The organism is Enterococcus sp. MSG3299 (genome assembly GCF_050555765.1).
GTDB lineage: Bacteria > Bacillota > Bacilli > Lactobacillales > Enterococcaceae > Enterococcus > Enterococcus faecalis.
In genome coordinates, this window is record NZ_CP187869.1 from 2145200 (window position 1) to 2162097 (window position 16898).

A 16898-nucleotide genomic window follows, 5' to 3' on the forward strand; every position below is an offset into this window, starting at 1 on the left:
CCCTATTTTGCACTGCCATCAGGTACGTCCATCAAGTGCCAAGTTAGTTTTGCTTCGTATTCTTCTGCTTTGGCCGTCCCTCCAGGAACAGATAATAACAACTCTTGGTCATTTTCTTTCCATTGATCAGAAATATTTGTTTCTTGATGTCCATTGACTTGGTTGTGAACAAGAATCGATTGGCCTTCTGGAATGTCCTGTAAGCGATGGTTGGTTCTAAATTTTAAAATATTCGGCAACGTAGCACCTGATTCAGATTTGAAATCAGAAGTAACGGTTAGTGCAAGCGACCAATTATTCCCTGTTTGACGAGTATCTCGTATCACTAATGGTTGATCCATGGAAACAATTGGATATTGGGTCGTGCTACTAGCGATTTGCAGCTCATTCCCAAAGGAAATCGCTGTGGGTACCGTTTTGAACCTGACAGAGCCAACCACAGTGACTGTTAGCGCTAATTCATCAATCTTGTAGCCTTTATCATAGACTTCCACGACCAACTGCTGTTTTCCATAAGTTAGTTCTGGTAATAACAAGGCTTTTTCCTTAAATGTTTTAGAATTAGTGGTTGTTTCATCTGCTAATTTCTGGATTTCTTGGCCCTCTTTTTTGACAATAAATTGTAATCTATTCCCAGCATCGACATCTTGCCAATAAAAAGGCAGGGCTGTTTTTTGAAAGTCATCAATATCGATTGTTTTTTCCATCGACTTTTCTATACGCTCTTTTGACCAAGATAGTTTCGTTTCACTTAAGAAAACTTCTTTGACAGGTTGGACGACTGTTCCAGAAAAGTTCCCTAAGTATGCTTTATCTGTTGATTCCCAGATATAAGAAACGCCTTCATGAGCTTTGGGTAAATTCCATTCAAACAGTCCTTTTGTGGCATCGTAACTTCCATAAGGGCTAATCGTCAGCGGTGGAAATAGTTGACCATCACGAGATACCACCTTATTTTTTAATTGCAGTGGTTTCCCAGCAATATAATCGACAGAAGATAAGATAATCATTTGATTAGATACATCTAGCCCTGTAATGGCCGTTAAGCCTTTTAACGGACTGATATCTGAAATTTGATTTTCTCCCACATCTAAAACTGTTAGATTGAGTGTTTTCTCTAACGGTGCCAAGGAAGAAATTTGATTGTTTCTTGCATACAGTACACGCAGATTAGGAACAGTGCTTAAAGCTTCCAGACTAGCAATCGTTTGATTCATAATACTCAACTCTTCTAGACGTTGTTTATTCGCCAAGGGCGCAATTGTTTTTAATTGATTATTTTCCACATAAAGACGGAGTAGGTTATTTGCTTCCGTAAGCCCATCTAAAGTAGCAATCTGATTATTGGCAGCCCAAATGGTTTCTAAATTACGAAGAGAACGAAGCGGGTCGAAGGAAGTCACTCGATTATTCGGCGTGATTTTTGACGGATGATCTGTCGTATTTTGGATACTTAAATTTTTTAAAGCAGGCATTCCTTCAAGTCCATTTAATGTAGTTAATTGATTGTTCTCAACATACAAGCCTTCTAAACTAATTAATCCTGCTTGACCTAACGGACTAAGATCAGCTATTTTATTGTTTCTCATATATAAAAAACGTAATAGCTTAAATTCACCTTTAGCAAAAGGACTCAAATCTGTTACATTGAGCGAATCTTGAAAAGATAATTCTTCTAAGTTTCTTAGGTATTGAACTCCTTCCACATTAGAAACAACGACATTTTCTAAAATAACTTTATTCAGTTTATCCAATTCTGCTTGGGTGACAGTATTAGAGGTCCGAGATTTGCTTAACTGTTTTCTGATATTTTCCGCAAAGGCTGGATCAGGAAATAGTGTACTGATAGGCGTCGCTTTATCTAAGACAGCACCTGCGTATAATTGGGGCATCATCAGTTGTGCTTCCGTTATCGCTAGTGCTTCATTTGGCGGCTCTTCACTTGTTTCAACAGTCGTTAACTCTTCTGATTGGGGAATCTCCGAACTACTGGTTGCTGAATTTTGCTCTTCTGCCGATGAAGTTTCTGGAATCTTTTCTTCTGAAACAGATGAAACATTTTCTTCACTGGAGGATGCGATTGTTTCGGTCGTTTCGGCGAAAGTTGTTACAGGAAGTAGCAAACTATTACCCAAAAGTAAGGCACTAACTGCGGAGATGCACATTTTTTTCATAAACTTCACCTCCTGATATTTTCTTAATTATAGTGAATATCAACTGAAAATGGGTTCAATTACGACAAACTGTCCAAATTAATTTGTATAGACAAGACAAAGAGCGCCAAATAGGGTTTTATACCCCTATTTGGCGCTCTTTGTCGCTAAACACAACCAGAATGTATTATGACAAATTCTCAATTATGCCTAGTTTTCTTTTATTTCTTTTAAACTATCCTCTATTTTTTCCAATTGCCCAGCAAAAAATTCTTGTTTGGCTTTTGGTAAAAACAATGTGATAGATAAAAGGATTTGTTCTTTAAAGATTGACCAATCTGCGAATATTTCTTCATTGGTTAAAATCATTTCTATTTTTTTCCAGAGGATCATTCGCCAGTTATTTTCACCCACTTCATATTCTTTAAACATGCTTAATACATGAAGAATATGGGGAACATTTTGGCTGACAATCGCCGCAAATAAAAAATCAATAATTACTTGCTCGATAATTTCTAGTGAGCGAATATCAATAATTTCCCGCTCATTGACAGATTGTAGTACACGAAAAAGTAACGAAGTTGGAAACGGCTGCAAGCCAACGTTTTTTTGTAATGCTAAAAATTTCAAATTAAAAATAGTATACACATCGGCATTAATTAATCGTTCCAGAATCTGATTTTCTAATGCAATAATTTCCTCTTTTGTCACAACCGTTTGAGGGTTAAAAAGATATTCCAACGCCAACATCGAATACATTACTTCTTGCTTTCCTAAAGCAAAAGACGATTTATCATAATACGCCCGATAATCTGCAACGATTCGACTACTTTCTTGAAAATTTTTACTAAAGATTGCTTGATTAAACTGCTCCTTAGCTAAAACTGTTTTGGACATTGGCGTTAATTTTTCTGTCATTTCCATCGGCGAAATAGACAAGATTTCGACAATAATGGCTAAATCCGAAATACGCAACTCACTATTTCCTTGGACAAAGCGTTGATAACTTCGACTAGAAACACCATTTTCATCAAAGACACGCAGAGGAATATTTTTCCCTTTACGAATCCGTTCAATTTCTTCACCTAGCGGCCGATATTCCATATATTCTTTTTGTTTCAAACGAATTACTCCATTTCTCTTTAAATAAGATAGCAACTAAGTTGAACGGCTATTCCCCAATGCTTAAAATTGTGCGAATATCTTCTTCCGTCATTTTCGCTAATTGCTCTTCATTTCCTTGAATCACTTTTTGGAACAGCTCGCGTTTTTCTTGCTGTAAGGAATTCATTTTTTCTTCAACCGTTCCTTCTGCAATCATCCGCCACACTTCAACAACCTTTTTTTGTCCCATGCGGTGCGCCCGACCAGCCGCTTGTTCTTCGACTGCGGGATTCCACCATAAATCGTATAAAATAACTGTATCTGCACCAGTTAAATTTAGTCCGGTTCCCCCTGCTTTCAATGAAATTAAGAAGACATCTTTTTCTCCTTCATTGAAGGCATTCGCCATCGTTAAACGATCTTGAGGCTTCGTACTTCCTCGTAAATAGAACGTCTCTAAACCTAATTCATTCAATTCTTTTTCTAAGATAGAAAGCATACTTGTGAACTGAGAAAATAATAGGACACGACGATTGTTTTCTTTGGCAGCCACTAAAAAGTCTTTGACTTGTTCCACTTTGCCAGAACCTCCCGTGTAATCCTCAATAAACAAACGCGGATCGCAACAGATTTGTCGTAAACGGGTCAAGCCTGCTAAAATACTCATGCGATTTTTCTTGAAGGTCGCCTGATCCATTTGACTGACATCTGCTTGCATTTGTTTTAGATAGGCCAAATAAACCGTTTTTTGTTCTTCTGTTAAGACACTGTACATATTATTTTCAATTTTTTCTGGTAAGTCTGCGAGCACCGTTTTCTTGTCTCGTCGTAAAATGAATGGTTGAATCATTTTGGCAATTTCTTCCGGCTTAATTTCTCGAAAGGCTTTTTTGCCTGGGAACAATCCCGGTAAGATCATTTGAAAAATTGACCACAGTTCATCTAAATTATTTTCAATTGGTGTGCCACTTAATGCAAAACGTTGGGGTACTTTTAAACTTTTTAAGGCTTGCGCCGTTTTAGTCCCACTATTTTTAACCATTTGGGCCTCATCTAGAATCAAATAGCCGACACGCATTTCCTGATAAAGCTGAACATCTTGTCGCATACTTGCATAAGAAGTAATCAGAATATCTTCGGTGCTATTTTGTAAAAGCGCTGCTCGTTCTTGGCGATTGCCAGAAACCACTTGAACATTTAAGGTTGGCGCAAAACGTTTGACTTCGGCTAACCAGTTATAGGTTAAACTTGCAGGAGCGACAATCAAAGCTGTCCCTTTCAAGCGCTCTTCTTCTTTTTCCGAAAGTAAATAGGTAATGGTTTGCAGTGTCTTCCCTAAACCCATTTCATCAGCTAAAATACCGCCAAATTGATAATGGCTAAGCATTTTCAGCCATTTATACCCTGTTTCTTGGTAATGGCGTAACGTTGCTTGTAAGGATTTGGGGACTTGCGCTTCAAAGTTTTCTGGATGCGTTAAATCCGTGACCATTTTTTTAAAGGAATCTGAAAAATGTGCCCGCTCGTTGTCTTCTAATAAACTTTCGATCATGAGGCCTTGGTTTTTGGGCACATGAATGACATTGTCTTCTTGATGCATATTTTTTCGCAGCTTCGTTAAAATTGCACTTGTATGGAAAAATTCCTCTGAGTCAAAAGCAAGAATTTCACCACTTTTTAACGTATAAAAAGCATCATTACGTAGCAGACTAGTCAATACTGCATCGATTTCGGTTTCATCAATGCCAGTGACATCAAACCGAATATCTAACCAAGAATCCCCTTCCGCAACTTCAATCGTTGGTTGATGATGCTGGGCATCTAAATACAATTCCCGTAATTTCCGTCCCATCCGAACTTCTCCTAATTGACGGAAAGCTGGAACCTCGGCTTTAAAGAAATAATACAAGGACTCCCCAGCAGGTAAGACTTTTTCAAAGCCTGTGGTTGTTTGCTGATAGGCAAACTGTTGAAATTGTTGCTTAATTGCTGTTTCTTTTGCTTTATCTCGAACGATTTCTTGATTGTCTTCAGGTAATTGAGCATATTTCGGGTTTGTCGAGAAAATGACTTCTCCATAGTGATAGTCAATCCGAGCATTAATCCGACCTTTAATTTTCTTAAAAATAAAGACTGCTTTTAAAGGATGATGGACGACTAATTCTTCAACTGATTCTTCAACAGACACTCGACCAATTTTTTCCAATAATGGTAACACTTCACTAAATAAATCAGAAACTGTTTCTTTTTCATAAATAATTGACGGCTCTTCCAAGCGTTTCATTAATTGAAGTAACGTGGTGTAGATGGCTTCCTGCTCTTCTGTTAGTAAATAAACCGTTTGATCCGCAATCGCCCAGTGATAGTGGGCTAGAAACGTTGTAATAGGATTCTGAATAGTTAATTTGAAGCTTTGTTCCTCGGTTTTTTGCACTGTAAACGTAAGTGGCAAACTGGTTTCTTTGAACGTTAGATAGCGATACTTATGCGTTTGATTGGTCAATATAAACTGACCCGTTCGATTCATTTTTTCAACTAACGATTGACTGCGATCAATTGGTAATAATAGATAACGTTTGTCGATTTTCCCTTTAACTTGAATACCGTTTGCACCTAATAATTGGCTGGTATGATAAATTGCCGCAAGTTCTGTTAAAATTTCTTGAATCTCCATTGAAAAAGAATCATGTAGCAAAGTAAATTGGTGTTGCTTATTCACCATAAAAGTCATTTCTTTTTCATATGCTTGTAAAAAATCACCAATATTTTTCACAATATATGTTTTAGGTTTGGTGCCTTCCAAACCAATTTTTAAAGAAAGACCAATCGTTGATAATTCTGGATAGTAATTATTCGTTTCAATCACATCTAAATGAAATTCTAAACGTAAAGGCTGCAAGGGAACTTCGGCAGAAGCTTTGCTTAATTTGGCAAAGCCTTTGGTAAACATTTCAGCTGTTGATCGATTTGTTTTCTCAAAACTGACTGTTTGATTCGCTTGAATAATTCTTGACACGCCTCGTTGTTTCAGTGCTAGTTCAACTGCCACTGTATGCTTGCAATAGCCATGTTCCATCCAATATTGACATTCACAAACATCTTGTTCTTTGGCGGTACCATCCAATTCAACAAGATAAAGTTCTTCCCCTAAAACCTCAGACAACCAGATCCTTTTTTCTGGATTTTGAACGATAGATAAGACCCGGCCTTCTTGCATATATTCGCGTCCTTGTTCAACGATTCGCTCTGGAATACTCCATTTCATCGACTCACCTCCTCTTCTACTAAGCTAGCTGATAGTGAACGGTACTTTGACCATTCCCATTGCTTTTTATTTGTAATTGTTGTGGAATTCGTGCTTTTAATTCGCCAATATGACTAATAATCCCAATCATGCGGCCTTCATTTTCAATCGTTTCTAACGCCTCCATTGCCATTTCCAATGCTTCTTCATCTAAGGAACCAAAGCCTTCATCAATAAACAACGCATCAATTAAGACTCCGCCTGCTTGTTCTTGAATCACTTCTGCTAAAGAAAGTGCCAAAGCTAACGCTGCTATAAAACTTTCCCCGCCTGATAACGTGTGAGCACTGCGCACCGTCCCCGAATTGTCATCATAAATATTGATTTCTAGCCCCGTTTGATTCCGATAACTGCCTGCTTCGTGATTCAATTCAAATTGATAACGACTATTGGTCAGGCGGTCTAAACGCTGATTAGCGACTGTCAGCACTCTTTCTAAATACGTTTGTAACATATATCGTTCAAAACTAATTTTTTTAGGATTATTGCCATTCACCGTATCTGCCAACTGTTGTAGTGCAGCAACTTCCTCAAACTTGTCTTCAATTGTTGTTCTTTGCGCATTAATTTCTTGAACCAACTGTTGGTTGTTCAGCATTTTTTCATGCAGTTGATAGTATTTTTTTTCTTGTTCTTCAATTTGTTGTGTTATTTGTTCAATTTCTGTGATGATTAAAGATAATTCTGGGAACGTATCACTAGATAATTTTTTCTCAATTTCAGCGAGTTGGATAGTCAGTTGGGTTTGCTCTTGTTCAAATAAAGCAATTTGTTCTTGCTGACTTTCTAGTGTCGGTACCTCTTTCAACCACTCCGTCAATTGGTCCTCTGTCACTCCTTGTTCCGTTAAAACTGCGTTTAACTGACTCTCAAGTTGTGCGACTGTTTGTTGAAGTGTTTGTTGTTCTTTCTCCAAATGCGTCAACGTACTTTCAAGGATCATTTCTTCTTTCTTCAAGGTTTCTCCTTGTGTCGTCACGTTTTCTTTTTGACGTTCAAATGCAGAGAGTTCTTCTTGAAGCAAAGCTTGTTGTTTGGTCATTTCTTCGTATGTGACGGTTGCATCCAATAATTGGTTAGCAATCATTTGCTGCTGGATAGTGATTCTTTCCAGACTTTGTTGCATTGTTTCTACTTGTTGTCGGAGCACTTCAAAGCGTTGAGAATTTTCAGCTACTTGTTCTTCTAGTTCCGCCAGACGGTCCTTTTCGACTGAAATTTCCGTTAGTTTTTGTGCTATTTGTTGTTTTTCTTTAGCTAATTGCGACTCAACTTCCGCAATTTCTGCAGGTGTTACTTGTGAAAAAGTTAGTCCTGTTAACGGCAACTGCAAGTCAGCAAACTGCGCTGCTAATTGTTCTTGTTCCTCAGTATACGCAGCTTCCTGTTCTTGTAATTGGCTTTCTTTCTGTTGCTTTTCCGCCCCTAATGCAGAGAGCGTTTCAGTAAATCGTTGTACCGTTTTTTCAACTTCCGTTAATACCCGTTCCGCTTGATTAATCTCTTCTAAGGAAACTTCTTGATGAGTTTGTTGCTTTGGATGTTCTAAAGAGCCACAAACTGGGCAAGGTTCCCCCTCTTCAAGTAACAAGCTTAATCGTTGGATTTGTAAAGAGGCCCATTGACTTTTCTTTGTCTGCAACTTCGCTTCTTCGGCGCTTTTTTGTTGCTGTTCAACAGCAAACCGTTTTGTCAACTCGTGCAATTCCACTTGGTTTTGACTAATTTTTTGCCAAGCTTTTTGATTTTTTTGCCAACGTTCTACAAAATTTTGCCAATGATCTGCTACACTAGAACATTCAAAATTTGCTTTTTCAAGTGTTCCTTCTTGTTCAATAAATTGTTTGGCTGTCGCCACTTTATCCGCTAATGTTGTTTTTTCCTGTTGGCAAGATTCATACTCTTTTTGAATGGCTTGATAATTGGCTTGTTCTGCTATTTGTTGTTGGGCTAACTGTTCATATTCTTGGTATTGTGGTAATTGACGTTGAATCGTTTGAAGACGTTCTTGTTTTTCAGCAATCAATGGTTGTTGTTCTTCCAACTCACTCATGATTGCTTGCCAATCTGTCAATGCTTGTTGCGTTTCCATAAGAGCTTGTTGTTTGGACTTTGTTTCTTGCTCTTTTTGTTGTTTTTCGCTTCGTTTTTCAAAGACTTTTTCAGCTAAAGATTGCTGTTTTTGGCTCCATTTTAATTGCTGAATCTGTTCCTTTAACCGCTCAATGACGGTTTCCTGTTCAGCTTGTTTTGCTTTCTTTTCCAGTAATTCTTCTTTTTGCTGTTGCAAGTTTTGTCGTTCTTCAATAGCATAACGAACTTGCTCTTTTGCTTGTTTGGCTTGTTTTAAGGTTGCAATTTGTTCTCTTTCAACTAATAGTTGTTGCTGAGCCTCTTGTTGTTGGCTTTCTAATAATTGCAGTTTTTCAAAAAGTGTCATTGTCGGTTCAGGTTCTTCTGACCAATGCAACTGTTCTGTTTTCAGTTCAATTTTTTGCTGGGTTTCTTGAATTTCTTGATTGGCAATTTTTAAGCGTTCTTTTAAATTTTCGCTGAACAACTGATACAATTCTGTTCCGAATAAATTACGCAAAACCTTTTCTTTTTCATCACTTTTAGCAATTAAAAAAGTCCGAAACTCTCCTTGTGGTAACAATACAATTTGAGCAAATTGATTGGCATTCAAATGTAATAATTCTTGAATGAGTTCGTCCACTTCACGTCTTTTAGAATAGGCTCGTAGTTCTTTCCCTTGAGCATCTTTGACAATTAAAGAAATTTTGGCACTTTGTTTACGGACTCCTGTGCCACGTTTTTTAAAAAGTTCTTGTTCGGGAAGTCGGTTCAGTTCATAGAGAAACTCGTTATGTTTAAAAAGCAAAGTAACTTCAGTGGCTTCTGAGGGGTCAGCAAATGTGGAACGCATTTCTTTGCCTAAACGTAATTTCCCAGAACTTTCACCAAACAAAGCATAGCTCATTCCATCAAAAATCGTTGTTTTCCCAGATCCTGTTTTTCCACTAATTAGAAAAAGTGAAGAATCTTCAAACTTCGTAAAATCAATGGTTTCATTAATATACGGTCCGAAGTTTTTCAATGTTAAAGATAATGGTTTCATCCTGTTACTTCCCTCTTTCTAATTGATTAAGTGTACTCAGTTCTTCTTGGACCCATTGTGCTTGTTGTTCTGTCAAGGCCTCTCCTGTCACATCGTTAAAAAAGTCATGCAGATGTTCTTCTGGTGAACGTTGTTCTATTTGTACCACTTTTTTCTGATTTCCGCTGCTTGTTTCTCGACCATTCAAACGTTCCAGCCCAATAATTTTGGGGTAAATTTTTCGCAATTGATTCATCATGTTGGGAATGATCGCTCGGTCGGTTAATTGGACATGTAAATAATTTTCCCGATTCACTTCTTGATAAAAAGCGGGATCCGTTAACTGCTGAAACGAGCCCGTCAATTGTTGAATGTCTCGCAATGGTTTCAAAGCACGGAATTGAAAATGAACTTCAGTTTCTGTTTCAACAAGCCATACACCCTTTTCTTGTGTCATTTCTGATAAAGAAAATTTTACAGGCGAGCCACTGTATCGAGCATTAGGTGCCTGCAACGCATTTTTTCCATGTAAGTGGCCCAACGCGACGTAATCAAAAGGATCTAACAAAGCCGTCGGTACAACATCCAAACCACCCACTGTTAATTTTGTTTCAGAATCAGTTTTTTCACTGCCAGCGACAAAAAAATGACTAACTAACACTTGTTTTTTGTTGGGGAGAAAAGATTCTTGCATTTTCGCGACAACTTTTTCCATCGCCGCCTGAATCGTTCGAATCGTTTCATCTTCAAAATATAAGCGAGCCGCAATCGGTTCAAAATAAGGCAACAAATAAAATTGGGTATTGGCGATTTCAATTGGTTGAAAAGCTTGTTCTAAACGCGTATTCAAATGAAATTGCGTTTGGTTAAACCAAGGGCCTCCTGTTTCTAAACGAGTGCTGCTATCATGGTTTCCCGAAATAGCTAACACGGGGAAATGCTCTTTGAGATTCATTTGAATCATCATTTCATTAAAAATCTCGACTGCTTCAACTGCTGGAACAGAGCGATCATACAAATCTCCAGCGATCACAACAGCATCCACTTGCTCTTCTTTCGCAATTGCTAAGATTTGTTTAAAGGCTTCCCTTTGTTCTGCCAACAAATCAAAACCATGTAATTTTTTGCCAATATGCCAATCTGCTGTATGTAAAAATTTCATTTTTTCACCGCCTAAAAAAGTCCTTCTTATTATTATAACAAATTTCTGGTATTTTTTAAGAAAATCGGACAGAAGAATTAGATTTTTAACAAACTTTTTTCTTAACGCAAGAAAAAAGACAGGCAGCATCATCTTTTGATGAGACTACCTGCCAGTAACATTCCTATTCTGTAGCGGTTTGTTTTATTCTTTTTCTGTTGATTCATATTTAAAAGTTGGATCAATTTCTTTATCTAACTGATCAAATGCTTCTTGCATCCGACGTTCTACTTCAGCTAAACCGTCTTTATCCATTTTTTTAATATCGCTAATATCGATTGGCTCCCCAAAACGAACCGTTACTTTTTTCCGTTTAAACAACTCTTTTAAAGTTAACGGACCTTGATAAACAGATGGCACGATAGGTACTCGCCCCATTTTAGCAATCAAGGCTACCCCGCCTTTTAATTCTGAGGAATGACGCGTACCACTGGGGAACATAATCAAACTTAAATCAGAATTTTTTAAAATTTTGACAGGTGTTTTAATCGCGCTGGGACCGGGCTTCTCACGATCCACTGGAAACGCATTCGCATGTTTTAAAATGAAACGTAAAACAGGATTTTTAAACAACTCTTTTTTTGCCATAAAACTAAACTTCTTAGGACTGCCAGCAACAGCTAAATACAGCGGTTCCCACCATGTTCGATGCGGCGCAACTAAGACATAGTTTTGGTCTTTTGGTAATTTTTCTTTATTTTCATAATGTGCATTTCCATTAATCACAAATAAAATGACGCGAACCACGCCACGCATAAATGTAAAAAACATAATTTTCTTCCTTTCTTCTCTCCGCTTTCTAGTATGCCGAAAGCTCTACCTTTTGACAAGCTTTTTTTACGTCTATCAATCAGAGAAATAACATGTCCCCACTAATCTAGGGAACAGATTTTGTCATACGGGTTTAAAAGTAGTATAATACATGAACAATCAGATGAAAAGTTGGAGGTTCTTAATCTATGTTATTATCCGGCGAACGGATTGATCAATTATATGCGGATGATATTCAAATTATTCAAAGCAAAGAAGTCTTTTCTTTTTCCATTGATGCAGTCTTATTGGCTAATTTTCCGCAACTACCAAAAAAAGGCAAGATTGTCGATTTGTGTGCTGGAAATGGCGCGGTCGGCCTCTTCGTTAGTCGGAAAACAGCTGCAACGATTGACCAAATCGAATTACAACCTCGTTTGGCAGATATGGGTCAACGAAGTATTCTATTAAATAAATTGGAAAAACAAGTAACGATGTATGAACGTGATTTAAAACAAGCGACAGAGGTCATCAAAAAAGATTCTGTCGATTTAGTACTATGTAATCCCCCATACTTTAAAGAACGACCAACTAGCCAAAAAAATCCAAACCCGCATTTAGCGATTGCCCGTCATGAAATTCACACGTCTCTTCAAGAAGTGGTCACTGTGTCAGCGGATTTATTAAAAACAAATGGTCGCCTCGCAATGGTTCATCGACCTGATCGTTTCCTTGATATTTTACATGCCATGGAAAACGCCAATATTGCGCCGAAAAAAGCTCGGTTTGTTTATCCGAAGCCAGGCAAAGAAGCCAATGTTTTACTAATTGAAGGCATTAAACAAGGCAAAAAAGACGGTTTTCGTGTGTTACCACCTCTTTTTACATACAATGAAAAGAACGAATACGAAGCTGAAATGAAGGCTATGCTGTATGGAGAATAAGAAATCCCATTATTTTTATGTTTTACTTTGCCAAGATGGTTCCTTTTACGGTGGCTATACAACTGAGCCAGAACGTCGATTAACCGAACATAATAGCGGAACTGGTGCAAAATATACTCGATTAGCCAAACGCCGCCCAGTCAAAATGATTCATACAGAGAAATTTGAAACACGTAGCGAGGCCACCAAAGCCGAAGCCGCCTTTAAAAAATTAACGCGTAAACAAAAAGAGCAGTATTTAAAAACCTTTCATTAAATGACAATAAGCAAAAAGAAACAGCCATCATTTCATTGATGAAATGATGGCTGTTTCTTTCTCTTTTTAAACTAAGTTCTCGACAAAATGAATAACCATTTCGGCTGATTTTTTCCCAGCTTCATCGATGAATTCGTCAAAGCTTTGAGTTGCTTCGCCATCTGCTGTATCACTCATTGCCCGTACAACTAAGAATGGAATATTGAACTGTGAAGCCGCTTGGCCAATTGCTGCGCCTTCCATTTCGCAAGCTAAGGCTTCAGGAAACTCTTTCTTAATTTTGGCGATTTTCTCAGCGCTATCCACAAAAGTATCTCCAGTAACAATCAATCCTTTACGAATAGCTAAACCAGTTTTTTCAGCAGCTTTCGCAATTTCCATCCGCAAGTATTCACTTGTTTCAAAATACAAAGGCACACCACCAGGCAATTGTCCATAGGCATAACCAAAACCAGTGACATCAACATCAAAATAAGCTAATTTGTCTGCAATGACTAAATCGCCGACTTTTAGTCCTTCACCGATACCACCAGCAGAACCGGTATTAATCACCATATTTACGCCATATTGATGAATCAATAAAGTCGTGGTCACAGCTGAGGCCACTTTACCAATTCCTGAACGAACCACAATCACCTCATGTCTTCCTAACGAACCAGAAACAAATAAAGCTCCTGCTCGTTCCCACGACATTGTGTCTGTCAATTTTTCTTTTAGAATTTTGACCTCTTGATCCATTGCTCCAATAATTCCAATTTTCATAGTGATTCCTCTTTTCTATAAATTCAAAACGATATACGCCACAACGGCTAATAAAATCGCTACAATAATAATTGCCTTGTTTAACCAAGTACTCCGTTCTCGACGTTTCGAGTATTCTCCTACTCGTGACTTGTTGATCGGTTTTTGTTTTTTCTTTTCTTTACGATAAAACGTCGAAATTTCTTTTTCTTTTCGCTTATACGCTTTTTCCGCCAGCTTCTGCTCTTCCTGCTGACGACGTTCTGCTTCTTTTTCTTCTGCTTCTCTGCGTTTGCGAAGTTCTGTCCGAGTGACTAACGGACCTTTGCTCATTGCGTGTCCTCCTTAAACTGTCTCTGCAGTAAATACAATTCCCAGTATTGTATAGCAAAAAGTGTTTTGGCATCACAAATCGTGCCCTTTGCCACTTCTGCTTTGGCTTCAGCTATTGTTAGCTCGTAAAGTTCCAAGATTTCATCTTCATCTTGAGGACGCGGATTTTCGACTTTCTGCAAATCCGTTGCCAAATAGAGAGCCAATTTTTCATTAGCAAATCCTGGTGACAGATACATTGAATTTATGTAGGTGAGCTGACCTGCACGATACCCAGTTTCTTCTTCTAATTCCCGCATAGCCGTCGTTTCCAGTTGATTTTCTTCTCCAGGATCAATTTTTCCCGCCGGAATTTCTAAAATTACTTGTTCCAAGGGTTTTCTAAATTGTTTAACTAGGACGATTTTTCCTTCTGCGGTTAACGGAATCATAGCTACTGCGCCTGAATGAAAAACCAATTCGCGTTTAGCAGTGCCGCCTGTCGGTAAAGCCACGTCATCCAAAAAAACATCAATAATCTTTCCTTTAAAAATTTCTCGACGTTGAAGTGTTTTTTCTTCGAAGTCCTCATAATTTAACATATCTTTCACCAACCTTTCTTGTTTATCATACCCTAAAATGATAAAAATCGCACCCCTTCTTCTCTAGTTAAACACTTTTCAAAGAAAAAAATTTATTGCTTTAGAAAAAAATTACATTTTCGAAAAAAAATAGACATAAAAAATTCACAACTTCCTTGTATTATTTAAGCATACCAACAAACAACCCTAACAAAACACTTTTTCATTTTTAACTCCTTTCCCGTCCTACCCCCAATTAGGACGGGTCTTTTTTTTGCGTTTTATACTTTTTTTCTTAGGATTTCACTAAATCATAAAATACATCTTCCGCTGTATGTCTTTTCTCTCACAGAGTATGCTAAAATAACTATTGTAACGAGAGCTGACTCTTTCGAGGATTAGATAGATAGGAGGAACTATATAAATGAACAAATTAAATACAAAATTACTGATTGGCTATATTCTTTTAGGAGCCTTAATCATTGCTGTCGCTAGAGAATATGGCTTCTTCGCTTTTGTGATTCTGGTAGGCTTTTTAGTATTCGTTCTCTATCGAAAAAAGAAAAATGCCGCCGACAAGAGCGATCAAATGCCTTACTTAACGAAAGATAAAGAAGCCCATTATCGTGAGTTGGGGTTATCTCCACAAGAAATTGATTTTTTCAGAAGTACAATGAGCACAGCCAAAAAACAAATCATACAATTACAAGAAAACATGAATCGTTCAACTAAATTACGGGCGATTGACTTACGTAATGATACAACGAAGGTTTCTAAAGCTCTGTTTAAAGAGTTAGTGAAAGAACCTAAAAAGTTACACTTAGCCAATCACTTTCTCTATACACATTTACCAAATATCGTTGACTTAACAAGTAAGCATTTAGAAATCGAACAACATGAAGTAAAAAACAAACAAACGTATGAAAAATTAGAAGAAAGCGCACAAATCATTGACCAATTGTCAAAATTAGTTAAAAATGATTATGAGGAAATCGTTTCCGATGACTTAGACGATTTAGATGTCGAAATGTCGATCGCTAAAAGCAGCTTATCGCAAAAAGCTGCGACTGAGGAATCACCTCAAGCAAACGAAGACCAGCAATAATCATTAGGGAGGAAAAAAAATGACTGAGCAACAACCCAAAGAAACAACATCTGTAACCAATACATTGGATGATTTATTAAGTAATCCATTTTCATCAATGGATGAACTAACACCAACGCAACAAAATGAACTATCTGAGTTAAACGAACAGCAAGCAGCTCCTCGTTTAATTGATAAATTACCACAAGAACGTCAAGCCCAAGCAAAAGAGTTAGCTTCAAAAATTGACGTTCAAGATTCACAAGCAGTAATTACCTATGGTTCAAATGCCCAAATCAAACTCGGCGAATTTTCGCAAGCGATGTTAAACCACGTTCAAGCACAAGACATTGGTCCTGTTGGTGATTCACTGACCGATTTAATGTTTCGTTTAAATGAAGCCAATCCCAATGAATTACGTGCTGGCGAAGGCAACTTTATTCAAAAAATGTTAGGTAAAGTCAAACAATCCGTTTACGAAATTACCGCCAAATATCAAAAAATTGGTGCGCAAATTGACAAAATCGCTGTCAAATTAACCCATGAAAAAGATGGTCTTTTAAAAGATAATGCCATGTTAGATCAATTGTATCAAAAAAATAAAGATTATTTTGATGCCTTAAACATCTATATTGCCGCTGGGGAATTAAAAGCAGAAGAACTACGGACGCAAATTATCCCTGAAGCCATGAAAAAAGCGGAAGAATCTGGAGATCAAATGGATGTCCAAATTGTTAATGATTATAACCAATTTCTAGACCGTTTAGAAAAAAGAACCCATGATTTACGCTTGGCTCGTCAAATTACGATTCAACAAGCCCCACAAATTCGTTTAATCCAAAATACTAACCAAGCTTTGGCTGAGAAAATTCAATCATCGGTGAATACGGCGATTCCGTTATGGAAAAACCAAGTAGTCATCGCCTTAACCTTACTCCGCCAAAAAGATGCTGTGACTGCTCAACGTCAAGTCTCTGAAACCACCAATGACTTACTGAAGAAAAATTCAGAAATGCTAAAAATTTCTGCAATTGAAACAGCAAAAGAAAACGAACGTGGCCTAGTCGATATTGAAACATTACAAAAAACACAAAATGATTTAATTGAAACTATCCAAGAAACATTACGTATTCAACAAGAAGGAAAAGAAAAACGCCAAGCTGCCGAAATCGAACTTGGCCATATGGAAGAAGATTTGAAAAATAAATTATTAGAATTAACACAATAAACACTGTCTAGAACAAACTTCTTATAGTACAAGCCCGGGACAAAAATCCAAAGTGATTTTTGTCCCAGGCTTGCTTTTCTTTTTACGCTTGAATATTGTATTTCAGCCACTTAATGATACAATAAAAGAAAACCATGTTTCTT

General features: G+C 37.5%; 13 protein-coding genes. 4 read left to right on the top strand and 9 right to left on the bottom strand.

The window, feature by feature from the left end; all coding sequences use genetic code 11:
- Window positions 1–2: 2 nt before the first annotated feature.
- From elrA to IGL23_RS10410, 6 genes are all read right to left on the bottom strand, one after another.
- Window positions 3–2174, bottom strand: a complete 2172-nt coding sequence (gene elrA, locus IGL23_RS10385) for an enterococcal leucine-rich protein ElrA (RefSeq protein WP_010821065.1) — start codon at window positions 2172–2174, stop codon at window positions 3–5.
- Between the two features lie 189 nt (window positions 2175–2363).
- Window positions 2364–3257, bottom strand: coding sequence for an Rgg family transcriptional regulator ElrR (elrR, locus tag IGL23_RS10390; protein ID WP_033594506.1), 894 nt, complete (start codon window positions 3255–3257; stop codon window positions 2364–2366).
- Window positions 3258–3324: 67 nt separating this feature from the next.
- The gene (locus IGL23_RS10395; protein ID WP_002385707.1) at window positions 3325–6522 is read right to left on the bottom strand and encodes a DEAD/DEAH box helicase; all 3198 of its coding nucleotides are present in this window, start codon (window positions 6520–6522) and stop codon (window positions 3325–3327) included.
- Between the two features lie 19 nt (window positions 6523–6541).
- Window positions 6542–9679 (bottom strand): SbcC/MukB-like Walker B domain-containing protein, encoded by a 3138-nt coding sequence (locus tag IGL23_RS10400; protein WP_033594428.1) that lies wholly within the window; start codon window positions 9677–9679, stop codon window positions 6542–6544.
- Between the two features lie 4 nt (window positions 9680–9683).
- On the bottom strand, window positions 9684–10952 hold the full coding sequence (locus IGL23_RS10405; RefSeq protein ID WP_002384089.1) for an exonuclease SbcCD subunit D: 1269 nt from the start codon (window positions 10950–10952) through the stop codon (window positions 9684–9686).
- Between the two features lie 51 nt (window positions 10953–11003).
- On the bottom strand, window positions 11004–11630 hold the full coding sequence (locus IGL23_RS10410; protein WP_002356461.1) for a lysophospholipid acyltransferase family protein: 627 nt from the start codon (window positions 11628–11630) through the stop codon (window positions 11004–11006).
- 188 nt (window positions 11631–11818) lie between these two features.
- On the opposite strand from IGL23_RS10410, the gene IGL23_RS10415 reads away from it, so the two are divergent.
- Both IGL23_RS10415 and IGL23_RS10420 read left to right on the top strand, forming a co-directional pair.
- On the top strand, window positions 11819–12553 hold the full coding sequence (locus IGL23_RS10415; protein WP_002394906.1) for a tRNA1(Val) (adenine(37)-N6)-methyltransferase: 735 nt from the start codon (window positions 11819–11821) through the stop codon (window positions 12551–12553).
- The gene (locus tag IGL23_RS10420; RefSeq protein ID WP_002359473.1) at window positions 12543–12809 is read left to right on the top strand and encodes a GIY-YIG nuclease family protein; all 267 of its coding nucleotides are present in this window, start codon (window positions 12543–12545) and stop codon (window positions 12807–12809) included. Before IGL23_RS10415 ends, IGL23_RS10420 begins: the two co-directional genes overlap by 11 nt.
- A 66-nt stretch (window positions 12810–12875) precedes the next feature.
- Here the strand turns inward: IGL23_RS10420 and IGL23_RS10425 are convergent, their stop codons facing one another.
- From IGL23_RS10425 to IGL23_RS10435, 3 genes are read right to left on the bottom strand one after another with little or no spacing between them, the layout of a single operon-like run.
- Entirely contained in the window at window positions 12876–13571 is a 696-nt protein-coding gene (locus IGL23_RS10425; RefSeq protein WP_002356454.1) for a 5'-methylthioadenosine/adenosylhomocysteine nucleosidase, read from the bottom strand.
- A 15-nt stretch (window positions 13572–13586) separates the two neighbouring features.
- A complete protein-coding gene (gene macP / locus IGL23_RS10430) occupies window positions 13587–13883 on the bottom strand; it encodes a cell wall synthase accessory phosphoprotein MacP (RefSeq protein ID WP_002356451.1) in 297 nt (98 codons plus the stop codon).
- Window positions 13880–14464 (bottom strand): NUDIX hydrolase, encoded by a 585-nt coding sequence (locus IGL23_RS10435; protein WP_002356449.1) that lies wholly within the window; start codon window positions 14462–14464, stop codon window positions 13880–13882. Before IGL23_RS10435 ends, macP begins: the two co-directional genes overlap by 4 nt.
- A gap of 403 nt (window positions 14465–14867) precedes the next feature.
- Between IGL23_RS10435 and IGL23_RS10440 the strand changes: the two genes are divergently transcribed.
- Together IGL23_RS10440 and IGL23_RS10445 are read left to right on the top strand one after the other, a co-directional pair.
- Window positions 14868–15548: a 5-bromo-4-chloroindolyl phosphate hydrolysis family protein gene (locus IGL23_RS10440; protein WP_002384086.1), complete on the top strand. Its 681-nt coding sequence runs from the start codon at window positions 14868–14870 to the stop codon at window positions 15546–15548.
- A gap of 19 nt (window positions 15549–15567) precedes the next feature.
- On the top strand, window positions 15568–16755 hold the full coding sequence (locus IGL23_RS10445) for a toxic anion resistance protein (protein WP_033594427.1): 1188 nt from the start codon (window positions 15568–15570) through the stop codon (window positions 16753–16755).
- Window positions 16756–16898: the final 143 nt, after the last annotated feature.

Coding starts and splice junctions, on each gene's coding strand:
- elrR (WP_033594506.1), bottom strand. CDS start 3,257: ATGGAATATCGGCCGCTAGGTGAAGAAATTGAACGGATTCGTAAAGGG.
- IGL23_RS10440 (WP_002384086.1), top strand. CDS start 14,868: ATGAACAAATTAAATACAAAATTACTGATTGGCTATATTCTTTTAGGA.
- IGL23_RS10425 (WP_002356454.1), bottom strand. CDS start 13,571: ATGAAAATTGGAATTATTGGAGCAATGGATCAAGAGGTCAAAATTCTA.
- elrA (WP_010821065.1), bottom strand. CDS start 2,174: ATGAAAAAAATGTGCATCTCCGCAGTTAGTGCCTTACTTTTGGGTAAT.
- IGL23_RS10445 (WP_033594427.1), top strand. CDS start 15,568: ATGACTGAGCAACAACCCAAAGAAACAACATCTGTAACCAATACATTG.
- IGL23_RS10405 (WP_002384089.1), bottom strand. CDS start 10,952: ATGATGCTGCCTGTCTTTTTTCTTGCGTTAAGAAAAAAGTTTGTTAAA.
- IGL23_RS10420 (WP_002359473.1), top strand. CDS start 12,543: ATGGAGAATAAGAAATCCCATTATTTTTATGTTTTACTTTGCCAAGAT.
- IGL23_RS10410 (WP_002356461.1), bottom strand. CDS start 11,630: ATGTTTTTTACATTTATGCGTGGCGTGGTTCGCGTCATTTTATTTGTG.
- macP (WP_002356451.1), bottom strand. CDS start 13,883: ATGAGCAAAGGTCCGTTAGTCACTCGGACAGAACTTCGCAAACGCAGA.
- IGL23_RS10435 (WP_002356449.1), bottom strand. CDS start 14,464: ATGTTAAATTATGAGGACTTCGAAGAAAAAACACTTCAACGTCGAGAA.
- IGL23_RS10395 (WP_002385707.1), bottom strand. CDS start 6,522: ATGAAATGGAGTATTCCAGAGCGAATCGTTGAACAAGGACGCGAATAT.
- IGL23_RS10415 (WP_002394906.1), top strand. CDS start 11,819: ATGTTATTATCCGGCGAACGGATTGATCAATTATATGCGGATGATATT.
- IGL23_RS10400 (WP_033594428.1), bottom strand. CDS start 9,679: ATGAAACCATTATCTTTAACATTGAAAAACTTCGGACCGTATATTAAT.